Source organism: Rhodovarius crocodyli (genome assembly GCF_004005855.1).
Lineage (GTDB): Bacteria > Pseudomonadota > Alphaproteobacteria > Acetobacterales > Acetobacteraceae > Rhodovarius > Rhodovarius crocodyli.
The window spans coordinates 460997-477171 of sequence record NZ_SACL01000003.1 but is presented as its reverse complement, the minus strand read 5'-3'; the positions used below and the strand labels follow the sequence as shown (position 1 = coordinate 477171).

Annotated in this window: 12 protein-coding genes; 1 reads left to right on the top strand and 11 read right to left on the bottom strand. The window is 70.7% G+C overall.

What is annotated here, in order from left to right:
* Positions 1-55 precede the first annotated feature (55 nt).
* The 3 genes from galU to EOD42_RS11440 all read right to left on the bottom strand — a co-directional run bounded on the left by galU (position 56) and on the right by EOD42_RS11440 (position 2353).
* A complete protein-coding gene (galU, locus tag EOD42_RS11450; RefSeq protein ID WP_127787649.1) occupies positions 56-925 on the bottom strand; it encodes a UTP--glucose-1-phosphate uridylyltransferase GalU in 870 nt (289 codons plus the stop codon).
* Between the two features lie 61 nt (positions 926-986).
* Positions 987-1658, bottom strand: coding sequence for a J domain-containing protein (locus EOD42_RS11445; protein ID WP_127787648.1), 672 nt, complete (start codon positions 1656-1658; stop codon positions 987-989).
* Positions 1658-2353: a vWA domain-containing protein gene (locus EOD42_RS11440; protein WP_127787647.1), complete on the bottom strand. Its 696-nt coding sequence runs from the start codon at positions 2351-2353 to the stop codon at positions 1658-1660. The genes EOD42_RS11445 and EOD42_RS11440 overlap by 1 nt, the downstream gene beginning before the upstream one ends.
* An 85-nt stretch (positions 2354-2438) precedes the next feature.
* On the opposite strand from EOD42_RS11440, the gene EOD42_RS26505 reads away from it, so the two are divergent.
* On the top strand, positions 2439-4013 hold the full coding sequence (locus EOD42_RS26505; protein WP_127787646.1) for a hypothetical protein: 1575 nt from the start codon (positions 2439-2441) through the stop codon (positions 4011-4013).
* Between the two features lie 45 nt (positions 4014-4058).
* Here the strand turns inward: EOD42_RS26505 and EOD42_RS11430 are convergent, their stop codons facing one another.
* The 8 genes from EOD42_RS11430 to EOD42_RS11395 form a co-directional block, all read right to left on the bottom strand.
* On the bottom strand, positions 4059-6581 hold the full coding sequence (locus EOD42_RS11430) for an LPS-assembly protein LptD (protein WP_240655126.1): 2523 nt from the start codon (positions 6579-6581) through the stop codon (positions 4059-4061).
* Positions 6582-6590: 9 nt separating this feature from the next.
* Positions 6591-7715: an LPS export ABC transporter permease LptG gene (gene lptG, locus EOD42_RS11425; protein ID WP_127787645.1), complete on the bottom strand. Its 1125-nt coding sequence runs from the start codon at positions 7713-7715 to the stop codon at positions 6591-6593.
* A complete protein-coding gene (gene lptF / locus EOD42_RS11420) occupies positions 7712-8869 on the bottom strand; it encodes an LPS export ABC transporter permease LptF (protein ID WP_127787644.1) in 1158 nt (385 codons plus the stop codon). The genes lptG and lptF overlap by 4 nt, the downstream gene beginning before the upstream one ends.
* A gap of 278 nt (positions 8870-9147) precedes the next feature.
* Positions 9148-9738, bottom strand: coding sequence for a trypsin-like peptidase domain-containing protein (locus tag EOD42_RS11415; protein ID WP_127787643.1), 591 nt, complete (start codon positions 9736-9738; stop codon positions 9148-9150).
* A 65-nt stretch (positions 9739-9803) separates the two neighbouring features.
* Entirely contained in the window at positions 9804-11225 is a 1422-nt protein-coding gene (locus EOD42_RS11410; protein WP_127787642.1) for an FAD-binding oxidoreductase, read from the bottom strand.
* 50 nt (positions 11226-11275) lie between these two features.
* Positions 11276-13639: a glycosyltransferase gene (locus EOD42_RS11405; protein WP_127787641.1), complete on the bottom strand. Its 2364-nt coding sequence runs from the start codon at positions 13637-13639 to the stop codon at positions 11276-11278.
* A gap of 31 nt (positions 13640-13670) precedes the next feature.
* Positions 13671-15014, bottom strand: a complete 1344-nt coding sequence (locus tag EOD42_RS11400; RefSeq protein WP_127787640.1) for an MFS transporter — start codon at positions 15012-15014, stop codon at positions 13671-13673.
* Between the two features lie 98 nt (positions 15015-15112).
* Entirely contained in the window at positions 15113-16081 is a 969-nt protein-coding gene (locus tag EOD42_RS11395; RefSeq protein ID WP_127787639.1) for a Bug family tripartite tricarboxylate transporter substrate binding protein, read from the bottom strand.
* Between the last annotated feature and the right edge of the window lie 94 nt (positions 16082-16175).

Sequence of the window (16175 nt, the reverse complement as noted above, 5' to 3'; positions counted from 1 at the left end):
ATGCTCTGGCAGAAAGATGCGGCGGGGCGCTGCCCCGCCGCGTCGCAGATGTGGTTCAGCTGTACTTGCCCAGGATGCCGCGCATGCCCTCGGCCAGTTCCGGGCGCTTCAGGGCGAAGGCGATCTGCGCCTCCAGGAAGCCCATCTTGTCGCCGCAGTCGAAGCGCTTGCCCTCATAGCGGACGCCATGGAAGGGCTGGGTGCCGATCAGCTTGGCCATGCTGTCGGTCAGCTGCACCTCGCCGCCGGCGCCCTTCTCCATCTTGGAGAGGTGGCCGATCACCTCGGGCATCAGCACATAGCGGCCGATGATGGTCAGGTTGGAGGGCGCCTGGTCGATCGGCGGCTTCTCCACGAGGCCCTTCACGGAAACCAAGCGGCCCATGTCCTTCTCGATGTCCAGCACGCCGTACTTGTTCACGCGCTCCATCGGCACTTCCTCGATGGCGACCACGTTGCCGCCGGTCTCGGCATAGGCATCGGCCAGCTGCTTGGTGCAGGACACCTCGCACTGCATCAGGTCATCCGGCAGCAGGATGGCGAACGGGTCGTCGCCGATGAAGCTGCGGGCGCACCAGATGGCATGGCCGAGGCCCATGGGCACCTGCTGGCGGGTGGTGATGATGGCGCCCGGCGGCAGGGCCTGGGCATGCAGCTCGGCCAGTTCCTTGTTCTTGCCGCGCTCGATGAGCGTCTTTTCCAGCTCATAGGCCACGTCGAAATGCTCGACGATCGCGGTCTTGCCGCGGCCGGTGACGAAGCAGAACTGCTCGATGCCAGCCGCGCGGGCTTCATCCACCGCGTACTGGATCAGCGGGCGGTCGACGACCGGCAGCATCTCCTTCGCCAGCGCCTTGGTGGCGGGAAGGAAGCGGGTGCCGAGACCGGCGACCGGCAGGACGGCTTTCTTGAGCGGCTTCACCATGGACCGTGCAACTCCAATGCGCTTGGCGTGGCCATGGTGTGCCACGGCCAACCCCTTGTTGTCACGGTGCGGATCGATGACGCAGCAGCAGGTCCCGCGCCGCATTCAGCCGGGCCGCCAGGGCCTCGTCCCCCCCATGGTCAGGGTGGGCGCGCAGCATGGCGCGGCGGTGCGCGGCCTTGATCTCGGCCTCCGTCGCGCCGGGGGAAAGGTTCAGCAGATCAAAAGCTTGTGCCTCGTCCAGCGGCGGGCCCGAGCGCCAGTCCGGATGCACTCGATCCAGCCATGCCTCGATCAATGGAACGCTTTCCGGGTCGGTCGTTTCGCAATCGGCCAGCAGCGCGCGCAGACCTTCCTCATCCAAACCCGACAAGTCACGACCGGCGAAACGGCCGCGCCGCACCCGCCCGCGCATCTCACCGGTCGTGAGGTCGAGCCGCATCTCCAGCGTCGCCGTCTCCACACCCGTTTCCTGCCCGCCCGCGCGGGAGAAGGCGGTGCGCGCCCGCCAACCCTGGAACCAGCGCCACAGCGCCGGCCCCACCAGGATCAGCGCGGAAAAGGCGGTGCCGCCGCGGCCGGCCAGCAGCATCAGCCCCAGCAGGGCCGCCCCCAGCACCGCCAGGAACCAGACCAGGGCGCGGCCGAGCTGGGCCGGGCTGGCCTGCACGAAGGCACGCAGGCCGAACCAGCCCAGGGCGAGCAGCGCGAATCCGCCCAGCAGCCAGGGCATCAGCGCGGCCCCGGCAGCTGCGCCAGCAGGCCGCGCGCCGTGCCGCCCGGCAGGGCGCCGAGCCCCGCCCTGCCCTTCGCCGCGAAGATCGCCACGGCCTTCAGCAGGTCCCTCAGCGCCCCGGCGCTGCCGCTGTCGAAGGGCATGAAGGCCCCGCCCGAGAGCTTCGCGATCTGGCGGAATCCCTCCGCGCTCACGCGCTCCCCACCCTCATGGAAGGCAAAGACAGGCGTGCCCGCGATGCCGAGCTGGCCCGCCAGATGGCAGATCGGGTCCAGCGCTTCCTCAAGCGCGTCGCCCACCAGCACCACGGCATGCACCCGCAGGCGGCGTGTCTCCTCCAGCGCATGGGTCAGCGCGCGCAGGATCTGCGTGTGGCCGCCCAGGCAGCGCACCCCGCCCATGCGCCTGGTCAATTCTTCGGCATCGGCCAGGAAGGGTGTCGCCGCGAATTCGGCATGGCCCCGGAAATAGGCCAGTTGCACCGACAGCCCGCCCAGACCGCCCACCGCCGCGAACATGCCCGCCATCAGTGAGCACGCGGTATCCCATGTCGGCTGGCGGCTGGCGGTCGCGTCCATCAGGAACAGCAGGCGCCCCGCGGGGATCGGCGCCGGGCGCGCCGACACCGCCCTTGCCTGGTTCAGGAAGGCCGCGACGGCGTTGTTGCCGGTCCGTGCCGGAAGCTCGCTCATCGTCATTAAATGGCCTCTGCTTGAGTGATGCGCCAGGGCTAACCAGATGGGAAGATGAAGAACACGTCATGGGAGACGCCCCCCGATGCAGATGCCCTTGCGCCGTACCGCGCTGACCCTCGTTCTGTGCGTATCCGCCATGCCCGCCTACGCGCAGGATCACCCGGCGGTACAGCGGCTGCGGGCCTTGCTCTCCGCCCAGGTCACGCTGAACTATCACGCGGCCTCTCCGGTCGAGGGCTCGCCCGACGCGGTCCGCCTGTCGGGCGTGACGCTGACGCGCGGCAACGAGACGATCAGCATGGCCTCCCTGCTGCTCGACCGGCTGACCGAGAACAGCGCGGCGCGGGTCGAGGCCGAGGGTGTCCAGGGCACGATGGACGGCACGCCGGTGCGCGTCGCGCGCTTCCAGATGGCGGGGCTGACCTATACGCCGACGCCGGCCTCGGCACCCGCCGTGCCGCCGCCCGCGCCGGTGGCCCCCGTGCCCCCGCCCGTCACGCGCCCGCAGGGGCAGCTGGTACCGCCCGGCTCACCGCCCATGGCGCCCAAGCCCGGCATGCCGGGCGCCCAGGCGCCCCTGGCCGGCCAGCCCGGCCTGCCCGGCAAGCCCGGCGCGCAGGCGCCGCGCCCCAATGTGCAGATCCCGCCCTCACCCAACCGTCCGGGCGGCATGGCGCATGCCGACAGGCCGATGCCCGACGCCTTCACCCTGGACAGCGCGCTGGTCGAGGGGTTCGAGGTGCAGGGCACGCCCCGCGTCTCCATCGCGCGCATGACGGTGCGCGACTATGGCATCGGGCGCCGCAGCACGACCCTGCTTGAGGGGCTGACCGTCGCCGGCATACCCGCGAGCCCCGTCAGCGACTTCGTGATGGCCCGCTTCACGGGCGAGGGGCTGGACCTGGCCGCCTGGCTCAATGCCGCCGCGCGCGATGCCTCGCCGCCCGGCCTGCCGGCCGGCCGCGCCAGCCTGAACGTCGAGGGGGTGGAGCTGTCCGCCACCGGTGCCCCGGTCGGCGGGCTGGAGCGCCTGTCGGTGGAGATCGCGACCGAGGCCGACCAGTCCGGCACCGGCTCCATCGGCCTGCGCGGGCTGAGGGTGCGCCAGCATCCGCTGACCGCCCCCTTCCTGACCATGCTGGACCTGCCGGGCATCGATGCCAGCCTGACGATGGACACGACCTATCGCGCGGCGGACGGGCATGTGGACATCCCGGCCCTTGCGATCGGGGTGCAGCAGCTGGGCGCGACCGCCCTGGCCCTGCGGCTGGACGGCTGGACGCCGGAAGCCGCCCGCAACCACGACCCCAGCCGCATGCGCCTGCTGGGCTTCCGCCTGCGCCAGGCCGATGACGGCATGTATGACCGCATCCTGCGCCAGCAGGCCCAGCGGGCGGGCATCACGGCGGACCAGATGCGCCAGCGCCACCTGCAGATGTCCCAGGCGGCACTCTCCGCGCCGCCGGGCACGCCGGAGCCGCCGGGCCTGGCCAGCCTGCGCGAGGCGGTGCTGCGCTTCGTGCGCGGAGAAGCCCGGACCATCGAGGTGATCGCCAATCCGCCCCAGCCGGTGCCGATGCAGCAGATGCAGGCGGCGGGGCCGCAGGGGGCGCCCGCCCTGGCGCAGCTGCTCGGCCTGTCCGGCAGCAACCCGTAAGGTGGACAGGGCGCCCGGCGGCAAGGCCGGGCGCCTCTCAGCGCCTCAGAGGGCGCGGAACCCGTATTCGCCCAGCGTCTTGAAGCCGATGCGGAACAGCAGCATCGTGCCGCCGGCATAGTTCTGCAGGGTCGTTGCATCCCGCGCATAGCGGCGGACGAAGCGGCCCTCGATGATGAAGCACTCATCCTCATACCCGGCCGAGCCCTGCACCAGGGCGGGCCGCCCCGTCTCCAGGTCGTAGCGGATCGAGGCGTTCACGCGCCATTGCACGCCGTTGGTCTGGCGCAGTGTGGCGGTCACGCCGCCCAGCACCTCGTTGCGGGTGCGCAGCGGCGTCAGGAAGGACTGCGGCGTGCTGTACAGATAGCCGCCATAGAAGCTGAGCGTATCGAGCGGGCCGACATTCCGCTGCGTGACATTGGCCGTGTAGTCGCTGAAGCGGTGCTGGCCCGTCTCGCCGTCGGCGCGCGCACGCGCGTGCAGGTCCAGCCAGCTGGTGGGCATGAAGGAGACCCGGCCCACCCAGTCGCTCCAGTTGCGCTCAAGGCCGGTGCCCTGCGCGAAGGTCGCATCGCGGTGCACGCGGAAGGACCGGCCGACGATGCCCTCAAGCTGCCCGCCATTGGGGAAGTTCCAGGCGCCGCGGATCGCGGCATCGACGCGGGTGCCGCCTTCCTGCCGGTCACGGCCGGTGAAGCGGTTCAGCGAGAACAGGTTGGCGTCGGTGAACTCGAAATCGACGCTGTCCTCGTTCGGCAGGTTGGACTGGCGGCCGGTGTTGGGGCCCGTCACGATCTGCACGCGCGGCTCGATGGTCTGCTGGCCCCAATTGCCGGCATCGCGCACCAGCGGCATGCGCCAGTCGATCGCGACGCGCATGTTGCCGGTGGCGTTGCCGCCATTGGCATGCGGCAGATAGATCGGCTCCAGCCCCTGCTTGTCAGCGTAATAGGCGCGGGCGTCGCCCTGCACGCGGAAGGTCCACTGGCTGCCCAGCGCGTCGGTCTCGCGCCGGTCCCAGCCGATGCGCGCGGTGGCGCGCTGCGACCAGGCGCCGGAGGAACGGGTGATGCCCAGCATGCCGACATCGCCGTACAGCTGGCCGCCGAAATAGCGCTGGCGCGGGTAGTATTCCGCGATGGCGTTGGGGCCGACCACCGGGAGGTTGTCGTAGTTGTCGCCGGTGCGCAGGCCCTGATAGACGCGGGCGTCGATGCGGGCATAGCCCTCGGTGCCCCAGAAGCCCTCGACGAAGGCCTGGCTGGTCAGCACGCGGCGGAAGTCGAAGCGATAGGTGCGCAGATACAGTTCGCTGGTCGCGCGGTTCACCTCGAAGCCGGTGCGCCAGTTCTCATCCAGGCTGAAGCGGCCGCGCGCATACAGGTGGCCCGAGAACTCCTCACGCCCGCGCGTGTCGGTGCCGTTGAAATAGCCGGCGCTGCCCTGCAGCTGGAACTCGCCGGTGTTGAAGCGGCGGCGGTATTCCAGGCCCAGGTTGGGCGACTGCCGGGTGGAGAACAGCGGATAGATCGTCGCGTCCTGCTGGTCGTCGATCGCCCAGAAATAGGGAACCTGCACGAAGCCGCCCAGGAAGCGCGTGAGGCCCATGGTCGGGAACAGGAAGCCCGAGCTGCGGGGGTTCTGCGGATCGGGGTGCGAGAAGAAGGGCGAATACAGCACCGGCACGCCCGAGATCTCGAGCGCGGCATCGCGATAGGAGATGCGCTGCGTCGCCGTGTCCTGCGTCGCCTGGCGGGCGCGCATCTGCCACAGCGGCGCGCGCATGGGGTCCCGCTCGCAGGATTTGCAGGAGGAATAGATGACGCGGGCGAGGTCCGTCAGCGTGTCCTCGCGGCGGTCGCTGCCTTCCTCGGCGGGCACGGTGATGCGGCGGGCGCCGTTGGCCGCCATGCGGCCGCCGCCGGCCAGCAGGGCGCGCACATCGGTGAACACGCCCTCGCGGAAGCCCGCGGCCAGCTCCGCATCCTCGGCGAACATCACCTGGCCGTCGGCTTCCAGCAGCTGCACATGGCCGCGCAGGCGCGTGACGCCGGTTTCCCGGTTGTGGGTGAACTCATCGGCGCGGACCACGCGCTCGTTCTGCCAGGCCTCCACACGGCCGCGCGCGGTCACGGTGGTGCGTTCACGGTCGTAGTCGACCTCGTCGGCCGTGAAGGTGACGGGGGCGTTGGGGTCCTGCCGGACGGGGCCCGCGGCGGGTGCGGCGGGGGTGCCGGGCTGGACCGGGGTGGTGGCCAGCGGGCGCAGCGTGCTGCCGCCCAGGGAACCGCTCAGGTCGCCGCCGAAACCCGAAGGCAGGCCGTTGTCATAGGCGGAGCGGCTGGTCTGCGCCTCCAGCGGGCCACCCACCACCAGCAGCATGCCCAGCGCCGAGACCGGCCCCAGGAAGCCCGCAGCGTGCCCGCCCAGCCGGCGCAGCAGGGCGGCGGCGCGGCGGCGTTCACGGCGACTGGCGAAACGCGGCAATTCGATTGGCTCCGCCTGCCGGGGCGTGGGCACCGGGGTGTCGGGGTTCTGTCGCGAGCGGGCGGGCGGAGGCGGCATCAGGCTCGTTTACCCGTCCTCTAGGTGCAACAACAGCCCCAAGGCCAGCAACAGGCCGGCGATGGAGGGCGCCCAGGCCGCCAGCCACACCGGCAGCGCGCCCGACTCGCCGAATTCGGCCGTGATGCGGTCCAGCACGAACAGCGAGAAGCCGGCCGCCACACCGGCCGCCACCATCCGCGCCACGCCGCCCATGCGCGAAGGCCGCATGGAGAAGCCCGCCGCCACCAGCGCCATCGCGACCGACAGCACCGGCACGGCCAGCAGCGACTGGAACTGCAACCGGTGCCGCAGGGCCGAAAAACCCGCCTGTTCCAGCACCGCGATGAAGCCCGGCAGCGCCCAGAAGCTGAGCGTGTCCGGCGAGGCGAAGCTGCTTTCGATGCGGTCCGGCGTCAGCTCGCTCGGCAGCGTCATGGCCGCGGCGGGCGAGGCCTGGCGGTCCGTGCCGAACACCACCGCTTCGCTCAGGTCCCAATGGCCGGGGCCCAGCGTGGCGCGCGGGGCCTCGACGCGCGCCAGGAACTGGTCCTGCGCGTTCAGGCGCCACACGCTCACATTTTCGAGAGTGAAGGCCAGGCCCCGCCCGGCGCTGAGCAGCCGCGTCGGCTGGCCGGCGATGATGGCGACCCCGCCCGGCACCAGCCCGGTATCGGCCTGGCGCAGCCACAGCCGCCCGCCGGCCAGCGCCGTGACACCGCCGCCGGCGCGCAGATAGGTGGCTTCCAGCCGCTCCGCCCGCGACAGCAGTGCGGAGGAAATGGGCGAGACAGTGGTGATGGCCAGCCCGCCGAACAGCAGCGCCACGACCACGGGCCCCATCAGGAAGCCCCAGGCCGAGACGCCCGCCGCACGCGCCACGATCAGCTCGGAGCTGCGGGTCAGCCGCCAGAAGGCGACGATGCCGCCCAGCAGGATGGCGAAGGGCAGGATCTGCATGCCCATGAAGGGCAGGCGCAGCCCGGCGATGCTGACCACCAGCGCGAAGCCCGCATCCTGGCGGGTGGCGGCGCGGCGCAGCAGCTCGATGAAGTCGAACAGGGAGACGAGCAGCGTGAGCGACAGCAGCATGGTGAAGGTGGAGACCAGGAAGCGCCGGGCCACATAGAGGGTCAGTGTACGGGCGAAGATCATGCCTTGGCCTCCTCCGTGAAGGAGGTTCCGGGAGGGGCCGGCGGCCGCCCGCGGAGGAAGGCCGGCGCGCCCGGCATCTCGGCCAGGATCCACACCGAGATCGCCCCTGGCAGGATGGCATGCACCCAGATCAGGAAGATCAGCGAGTTGGTGCGCGCGGCAGCACTCGCCGCCACCAGCCCGATGGCCAGCACGCCCACCGCCACCGCGCAGCCGACGAACAGCCGCAAGCCGCCGCCATGGCGCTGGAACTGCCCCGTCAGCGCCACCGCCAGCGCCAGCAGCGCCAGCGAGATGGCGGTGACCGGATTGCTCAGCCGCTGGTGCGCTTCCGCCCTGAAGCGCCGGCGGTCCCGCAGTGAGACCTCGGGCTCCGGGTGCAGCAATTCGTACATCGAGCGTTCCTGGGCATTGCGGAACCGCTCGCCCTCGGCGCGGGTGGCACGCGCCAGGTCCACGCTGTTCTCGGAGAAGGAGAGCACGTTGAGGCGCGGGCCATGGGCGCTGACCTCCAGCTGCTGGCGCTGGCCGTTCAGCAGCGTGACGCGGGGGCCGAGCGGGCCCGAGGTGATGCGCCCGGCCTCGGCCAGGATGGTCACGGGGGCGCCGCGCTCACGCGCGTCATGCACCATGATGCCGCGCAGGGTGCCGTCATCCTCACGCGTGCGGGCATAGACGGTCAGGTCGCCGCCGAGCGAGCTGAACACGCCCTCCTGCAGCAGCAGCCCGGCCATCTGGTTGCGGATCTCGAACTGCCAGTCACGGAAGGCCGCATGGCTGGCCGGCACGATCCAGATCGACAGCAGGAAGCCCACCACCGTCGCGATCAACGCGACCCCCATGGCCGGGCGCGCCAACTGCCACTGCGACAGGCCGGCGGCGCGCATCACCACCAGTTCCCGGTCGGAGCCGAGCCGGACATAGGTGAACAGCACCACCACGAAGGTCGTGATGGGCAGGATGACGGAGAAGAAGCTGGGCAGCAGCAGGCCCGTCAGCTCCAGGAACACCCAGAAGGACAGGCCGCGATCGAGCACCAGCTCGATGAAGCGGAGCGACTGGGTCAGCCACACCAGCGCCGCGAGACCGATGGTGACGGCCCCGAGGGAGATGAGAAGCTGCCGGAGGACATAGCTGTCGATGCGCGTGAACACGGGCGCTGTATAGCGCCAGATGCGAGCGGGCGGTATCGCCCGGTAGGGGGTTTCACTGCGACAAAGGGTGAGCGGGCGGGCGGGGCGACCGGGAGTGGGGCGGGAGGTGGAGACGCATAGGGATAATGTTCTTTTTTGTAAAAAAGAACCAAAAAACTTTTGATAATTTTGATTCCAGATAATAATTTGAAGCAGATATTATCAAGCATACAAATAATCAAAAGTCTTTTTGCTTCTTTTTCTACAGAAAAAGAAGATTACTTCCTGCCCCCCTTCCCTCACTCCCTCTCCAGAAACGCACGTATCGTGCTCGCCGGCACGATCCACGCCGCGCCCGGGTCATCCAGCGCCCGCTGGCTGACGATGCCGGCCAGGCAGCGCGTGGCGGCGTCGAACACCCCGCCGCCGGATTCGCCCGGCTCCAGCCGCATGGGCAGCACGGCATAGCGGCCGAAGCGCGGGTCGGCCTCGCGTGCCTCTCCGGCCATGCGGGCGCGGGCCATGCGGGCTCGGGTGGCCACGATCACGGCCTGGCCGGGGGTGGTATCGGCGGCGCAGGGGGCCGCGCCGGCGACGCGCGGGCCGGGCTCGGCCAGCAGCGCCAGGTCGGTGCCGCCGCGATAGGCCAGCTCGCAATCCCGGCTGTCCATCTCCGCCTCGCCGGAGCGCAGGCGGGCGGCAGGGCGGCCATCGGCCAGCGCCAGCGCGGTCAGGCGCGGGGGCGGGCCGGGACGGCCCAGGCGGCAGAAGCCCTCGGCGATGCCGGCCTCATCCAGCACATGGCTGGCGGAGAGCAGGCGGCCGTCGGCCAGGCGGATGGCGGTGGCGCGGGCGCGCACATCAGGGCCGAATTCAGCCGTGACGGGCACGATCCAGGCCGCGGGCAGCGGCGAGCAGCCCGCCGCCAGCAGCAGGACGGCGGCAGCCAGGCGGATTACGGCAGCACCTTGCCCGGGTTGAACAGGCCCTTGGGGTCCAGCGCGGCCTTGATGGCCTGCATGGCGGCCAGTTCCGCCCCGCCGCGCCAATCCTCCATCATGTCGGTCTTGATGCGGCCGATGCCGTGCTCGGCGCTGAAGGAGCCGCCATAGTCGCGCACCACCTCGTTCACCGTATCCATGATGTCATGGCTGCGGGCCAGGAAGGCCGCGGCATCCATGTCCGGCGGCTGGGCCAGGTTCATGTGGATGTTGCCGTCGCCGATATGACCGAAGGGCACCGGGCGGCTGCCGGGGATCAGCTTGCGCAGCGCCTCGGAGGAGCGCCGGATCATCTCCGGCACCTTGGAGACGGGAACCGACACGTCGCTCTTGACGCTGGCGCCGGCCAGCTTCTGGCCCTCCGGGTGTTCCTCACGCAGGCGCCAGATGGCGGCGCGCTGGGCGCCGGATTCGGCGAGTGCCGCGTCGAGCACCTCGCCCTCCTCCATCGCCTCGGCCAGCACTTCCTCCAGCAGCTCACGCAGGCCGGCCTGCGGGCGGGAGGAGGCGAGGTCGACCAGCACGTAGTGCCCGGCACGCTCGGCCAGCGGCAGGGTGGCGCCGGGGACATTGTCCAGCACGAGGTGCATGGAGCCGGCCGACATGTATTCGAAGGCGCGCACCGCGCTTTCGTCCCGGTCGCGGAAGCGGCGGAACAGGGAGAGGGCGGCATCCTCGTCACGCAGGGCGCAGAGGGCCACGGCTTCCTCGCGCGGCAGCGGGAACAGGCGCAGGGCGGCGGCGGTGATGAAGCCCAGCGTGCCCTCGGCGCCCACCAGCAGGTGGCGCAGGGCATAGCCGGTGTTGTCCTTGCGCAGGCGGCGCAGGCCGTTCCAGATCGTGCCGTCCGGCATCACGGCTTCCAGGCCCAGCATCAGCTCACGCGCATTGCCATAGCGCACGGTGGTGTTGCCGCCGGCGTTCGTGGACAGCACGCCGCCGATGGTGGCGCTGCCCTCGGCACCCAGCGAGAGCGGGAACAGCGCCCCGGCCTCGCGCGCCACATCCTGCGCGGTCTTCAGGATCACGCCGGCCTCGGCCACCATGGTCATGTCCAGCGTGTCGATCTCGCGGATGCGGTTCATGCGCTGGGTGGAGATGACGACGGCGCGGCCCGAGGCATCGGGCGTGGCACCGGCCACCATCGAGGTATTGCCCCCCTGCGGCACCATGGGCACGCCGGCAGCGACACAGGCCTTCACGCAATCGGACAGTTCCTGGGTGCTGCCCGGCCGCACCACCGCCAGCGCCCGGCCGTCGCTGTACAGGTTCCGCCAATCCACCAGATACGGCGTCATGTCCGCCCCGCCGAGGATGCCCGACGGGCCCACGATACGGGTCAGGGTGTCGAGGATGGAGGTGTCGATCGCGTTCATGCCAGGCGCTTCCCTACTCCAGAAACCCTTCGTCCGAGATGCCTGTCCGGTCAAGCCTCGGACCTGATCTCGGCCAGCCGCGCCGCCATCCGCGCCCCCACCGCCTCGGCCGAGGAATGGGCGCGGATCGCTTCCCGCGCGGCCTCGCCCAGCCGGGCGCGCAAGGCGGCATCACTCGCCAGGGCGCGTAGCCCCGCCACGGCGGCATCATGGTCGGGCTCGGCCCACCACTGGCCGGAACCTTCCGGGTATTCGCCGGGGCCCACCCGCACCAGCTCGAAGGGGATGGGCATGGAGTTGCCGGGGGTCATGTAGTCCATGTTGCCGGAATAGCCGGTGGCCAGCACCGGCAGGCCCTGGGCCATGCATTCGGCCAGCCACAGGCCGAACCCCTCGGAGCGATGCAGGGAGATGAAGCCGTCCACCGCGCCCTGAAGGGCCGTCACCTCGGCGGGGGTCAGCACGCGCTCGATCAGGTGCAGGCGGGCGTCGCGCGCGGCGAGCTCCTGCAGCGCGCGCATATCACCGCGGCCAAGGCACTTCACCACCAGCTGCGGGCTGTCGGGCCCGGGCGGGAAGGCGTCCAGGAAGGCGCGCACCGCCCCCATGGGGTTCTTGCGCGCCATGAAGGAATGCGCGTCGAAGCCGGTCAGGAACAGCAGGGGCTCGGCCGGCAGGGCCAGCGCCGCGCGGGCCTGGGCCTTCTCCAGGATGGGCGGCATCTCGACCACATTCGGCATTACCCGCACGGGCTTGGCCGTGCGCCGCGCGAAGGCACGGGCCGAGAACTCCGAAGGTGCCCAGACCTCATCCAGGTGATCGAAGGCGCCCATCCAGGCATCGGGCAGGCGCGACAGCTCCCACGCCCAGAAACCGATGCGGTAGCGCCCCGCCAGCCGGTCGGGCGCCACCTCGCTGGGCAGGTTCACGGCGCGGTCGGCGTTGATGTGGAACAGCGCGCAGTCATGGCGCGGGTTCTGCGTGGCGATGGGAAAAGGCGGCACCACCGCGTCGTCGAACTGGGCGGCCGGGAGGGAAAAGGCCTCGCCCGGGATGCCGGCCGCGCGGGCGGCCATCACCTGGCGGCGCACGGCGGCGCCCAGCCCGCTTTCGGCCCGCAGATAGCCATGGATATCGAGGCCCGGCGGGCGCTCGGCGCGGCCGGGCTGGGGCCGGGCCAGCGCCGCGTGGCGCGCGACCAGCGGGGCGGGGGTGCCCGATTCGCGAAATCCCTTCTCGGCGAACCAGGCGGCATAGCCCTCGCGGCCCTCCGGCGTGGTCAGCGGGAACACCCGCTGCAGGTCCGGCCGCTTGTCGTGGAACTCGGCCATCAACCGGGTGATGGGCGCCCCGATGCCGGGCGCCCCAATGCCGGGCGCCCCAATGCCGGGCGCCAGCGTCACCCAGGGGCTGAGATCGGCATCGAAGGCGGCCGCATAGGGCGTGGCCCCGCCCTGGCGCAGCGCGCCATAGACCCGCCGCATGGCGCCCGAGACCGCCACCCCGTTGGCGAGCGCGCCATAGGCATAGGGCAGCCGCGCGACCTCGACCCCGCCCAGCTCCGCATGGGCCAGCAGCGCGTCGTGATAGGCGTGGAAAATCGGGGTGAGCCCGCCCAACTCCGCCACGCCGAAACGGTTCTGGTGCTTGGAGAAGATGCCGCGCTCACCCGGCACCACGCCGCTGAAATGGGTGAAGTGCAGCGGTTCCCCGGCGGCGAGATAGCCGCCCTGCCCTTCCGTCACCGGCCGGTGGGCCAGGTTCCAATAGGCCAGGTTGTAGCCGGGGTGCCGCAGGATGGCGGTGCCGGCCACGAAGCCGGGCGCCATATCCATGAAGCGCTGGTCGACGAACAGCCCTTCCTTCAGATCCACGATGCAGCGGGTTTCCAGCTGCCGCGCCCACCAGCCCAGCAGCGCCCGCGCGCCCGGCGTGCGGCGAAAGGCACAGAAGCCGAGATTATAGGTGCCCGAGCGCATGATCGCGATGTCGTCGGGCTGGAAGTCGTCATCGAGCGGCGCCAGCAGATGCGGCGTCAGCACCATCTCGGCACCCTGTTCCAGCGCGGCATGCACATGCGCCAGCGGCCGCTGCACCAGGATGTCGGGGTCCAGATAGACCACCGCGTCGAACCCCTGCTCCTCCATCAGCCAGTCGAGCGCGAAGGGCTTCACCGCCGTGTTCATCTCCATGACGGAGTAGCGCATGGCCATGTCGAAATGGTTCGGGATCGGCAGGTCGCGCGTCTCGATGCAGGGAAAGCCGAGCAACGAGGCATCGAAGCGGCCTGAGACCTCATCGGCGAGGAACAGGAAGAAGGGCGCATCCTCTCCGGCCGCGCGCAGGGAGGCATGCAGCGTCCGCGCATAGGCCAGGTAGTTGGACGAACAGATCGTGCAATAGGCGATGCGCATGCCTCAGCATGCCATGAACGTTGCGTGGCCGTCAGGCCCGGCTGCGCACCGTGTTGAACATCGCGGCCATCGCCGCCCCCAGCGCGCCGATCAGCAGGGCCAGCTGCGCCTGCACGCCGGCGAAATGGAACACCATGGCCACGATGGTGGTGCCGGTGGCCTGGCCCAGCACCCGGCCGGTGGACTGCATGCCGCCGGCGCTCGCCGCCCGGTGGCGCGGCGCCTGGCCCAGGATGGTCCGGTTGTTGGGCGTCTGGAACGCGCCGAAGCCCAGGCCGCTGAAGAACATGGCCAGCATGAAGGGCCATTTCTCGCCGCCCGGCGGCAGCAGCGCGATGGTGATCATCCCCGCCGCGACCGCGCAGGAACCGATGATGCAGGGCAGCGCCGTGTTGATCCGGTCCACCACCCGGCCCGCGATGGAGGCCGCGATCGCCACCGCCAGCGGCCAGGGAGAGACCATGAGCCCGATCTCGCGCACCGTGCGGCCGGCGCCCGTCAGGTGGAAGGGCAGCGCGACATAGAGCATGGCCTGGGCCGCGAACATGCAGGCCGAGGCGCTCATCGCCAGGCGCACCGGGCGGATGCGCAGCAGGTCCAGCGGCAGCAGCGGCGTCGGGTCCTCCGTCAGCCGGTGCACCAGCAGGAACAGGCAGCCCGCCGCGAAGGCGATCAGCACCAGGCCCAGCAGCATGATATGCGGCAGCATGTCGAGGCCGAGGAACAGGCTGACGAAGCCCAGCAGGTTCAGCAGCGCCGAGAAACCGTCGAAGCGGCGCGGCTGGGGCGCGACCTCGGGCAAGGCACGCGCGCCCAGCAGCAGCACACCCGCGCCGATCGGCACCGCCAGCAGGAACAGCGCCTGCCACCCGCCCAACGAGATGATGAAGGCGCCCAGCGTCGGGCCCGCGGCGGATGACAGCGCCACCGTCATGGCGATGACGGCGATGGCACTGCCCAGCAGCCGGCTGGGATAGATGTGCCGCATGAGGCCCGCATTCAGGCTCATCATCGCGGCGCAGCCGATGCCCTGGAAGGCGCGGCAGGCGACCAGCAGCGGCAGGCTGGGCGCCAGTGCCGCGCCCAGCGCGCCCAGCAGATAGATCGCGACACCCCATTGATAGACCCGGCGGAAGCCCAGGATCTCACCCATCGAGGCCAGCGGCAGCAGCAGCCCCACCAGCACCAGCTGGAAGGCATTCACCACCCAGGTGGCTGAGGAGGCGGAGACGTCCAGGTCACGCGCGATGCCGGGCAGCGCGACGTTCACCATCGCGACATCCAGCACGGTCATGGAAAGGCCCACGCAGAGGCAGGCGACGGCGGCGCGGCGGCGGCCTGTCGGCAGGCCGTCCTGGGCGGCGGCGTCGCTCATGCGGGTATCCCTGGCTATCCTCTATGCAGCGAGGATAGGAGGCGGCCGGGTGGGGGTCCAGGCACCCCCGGGGCACCCACCCATGCCGCGCGCGCGGGTCAGCCGTCCAGCCGGATGCCCAGGTCGCGGATCAGCGGGCGCCACACCTGGTTCTCGCTCTCGACGAAGGCCGCGAATTCGGCGGGGCTCCAGGGGCGGTACTCGATGCCCAGCGTGGTGAAGCGGCTGGTCAGCTCGGGGCCCTGGATCACGGCCATCATCTCACGCGACAGGCGCTCCACGATCGGGGCCGGGGTGGCCTTGGCCACGCACATGCCCTGCCAGCCATAGGCCACGGCATCCGCATGGCCCAGTTCGCGCAGGGTGGGCACGTTCGGGGCCTCGGGGCTGCGGGCCTCGTTGAACACGCACAGCGCCTTCACCCGGCCGTCGCGGATATAGGGCAGGCCCGTGGCGCAATCGATCACCACGCTTTCGATATTGCCCGAAAGCAGTTCCTGGATGGCGGCGGGGCCACCGCGGAAAGGCACATGCGTGGCTTCCAGCCCGGTGCGGCGCTTCACCATCTCCATGGCCAGGTGATGCGGGCTGGCGACGGCGGGCGTGCCGTAGTTCGGGGCCTGCCGGCGCGAGGCCGCCAGGTAGTCCGCGAAACTGTTCCAGGGCGAGTCGGCCTTCACCACGATGTAGAGCGGGAAGCGGCCGATGAAGCCCACCCCCGTGAAATCGGTATCGGGGTTATAGGGCAGCCGGCTGTAGAGAGCGGGGTTGTAGGTCAGGATGCCGTTGTCGACATGCATCCAGGTGTAGCCGTCGGCGGGTGCCCGGGCCACGATCTCGCTGGCCAGCACGGCGCCGCCGCCGGGGCGGTTCTCGACCACCACATTCTGGCCGATCCTGGGGCCCATCAGCCCCGCGATCAGCCGCGCGAAGGCATCCGAGGCGCCACCGGGCGGATAGCCCACCACCCAGCGGAACGGACGGTCCGGCCAGGCCTGCGCCTGGGCGTTGCTGGCGGCGGCCAGCGCGAGGGGCGTGGCCAAGGCGGCACGGCGCGTCAGGGTCATGGCGATCGGGCTCCGTCTGAGGCGTGCATGGTGGAACGACCGCGCGCGGCTTCCAAGATGCCTGCACGCCGACGGGGCCCCGCGCGGCGGCATT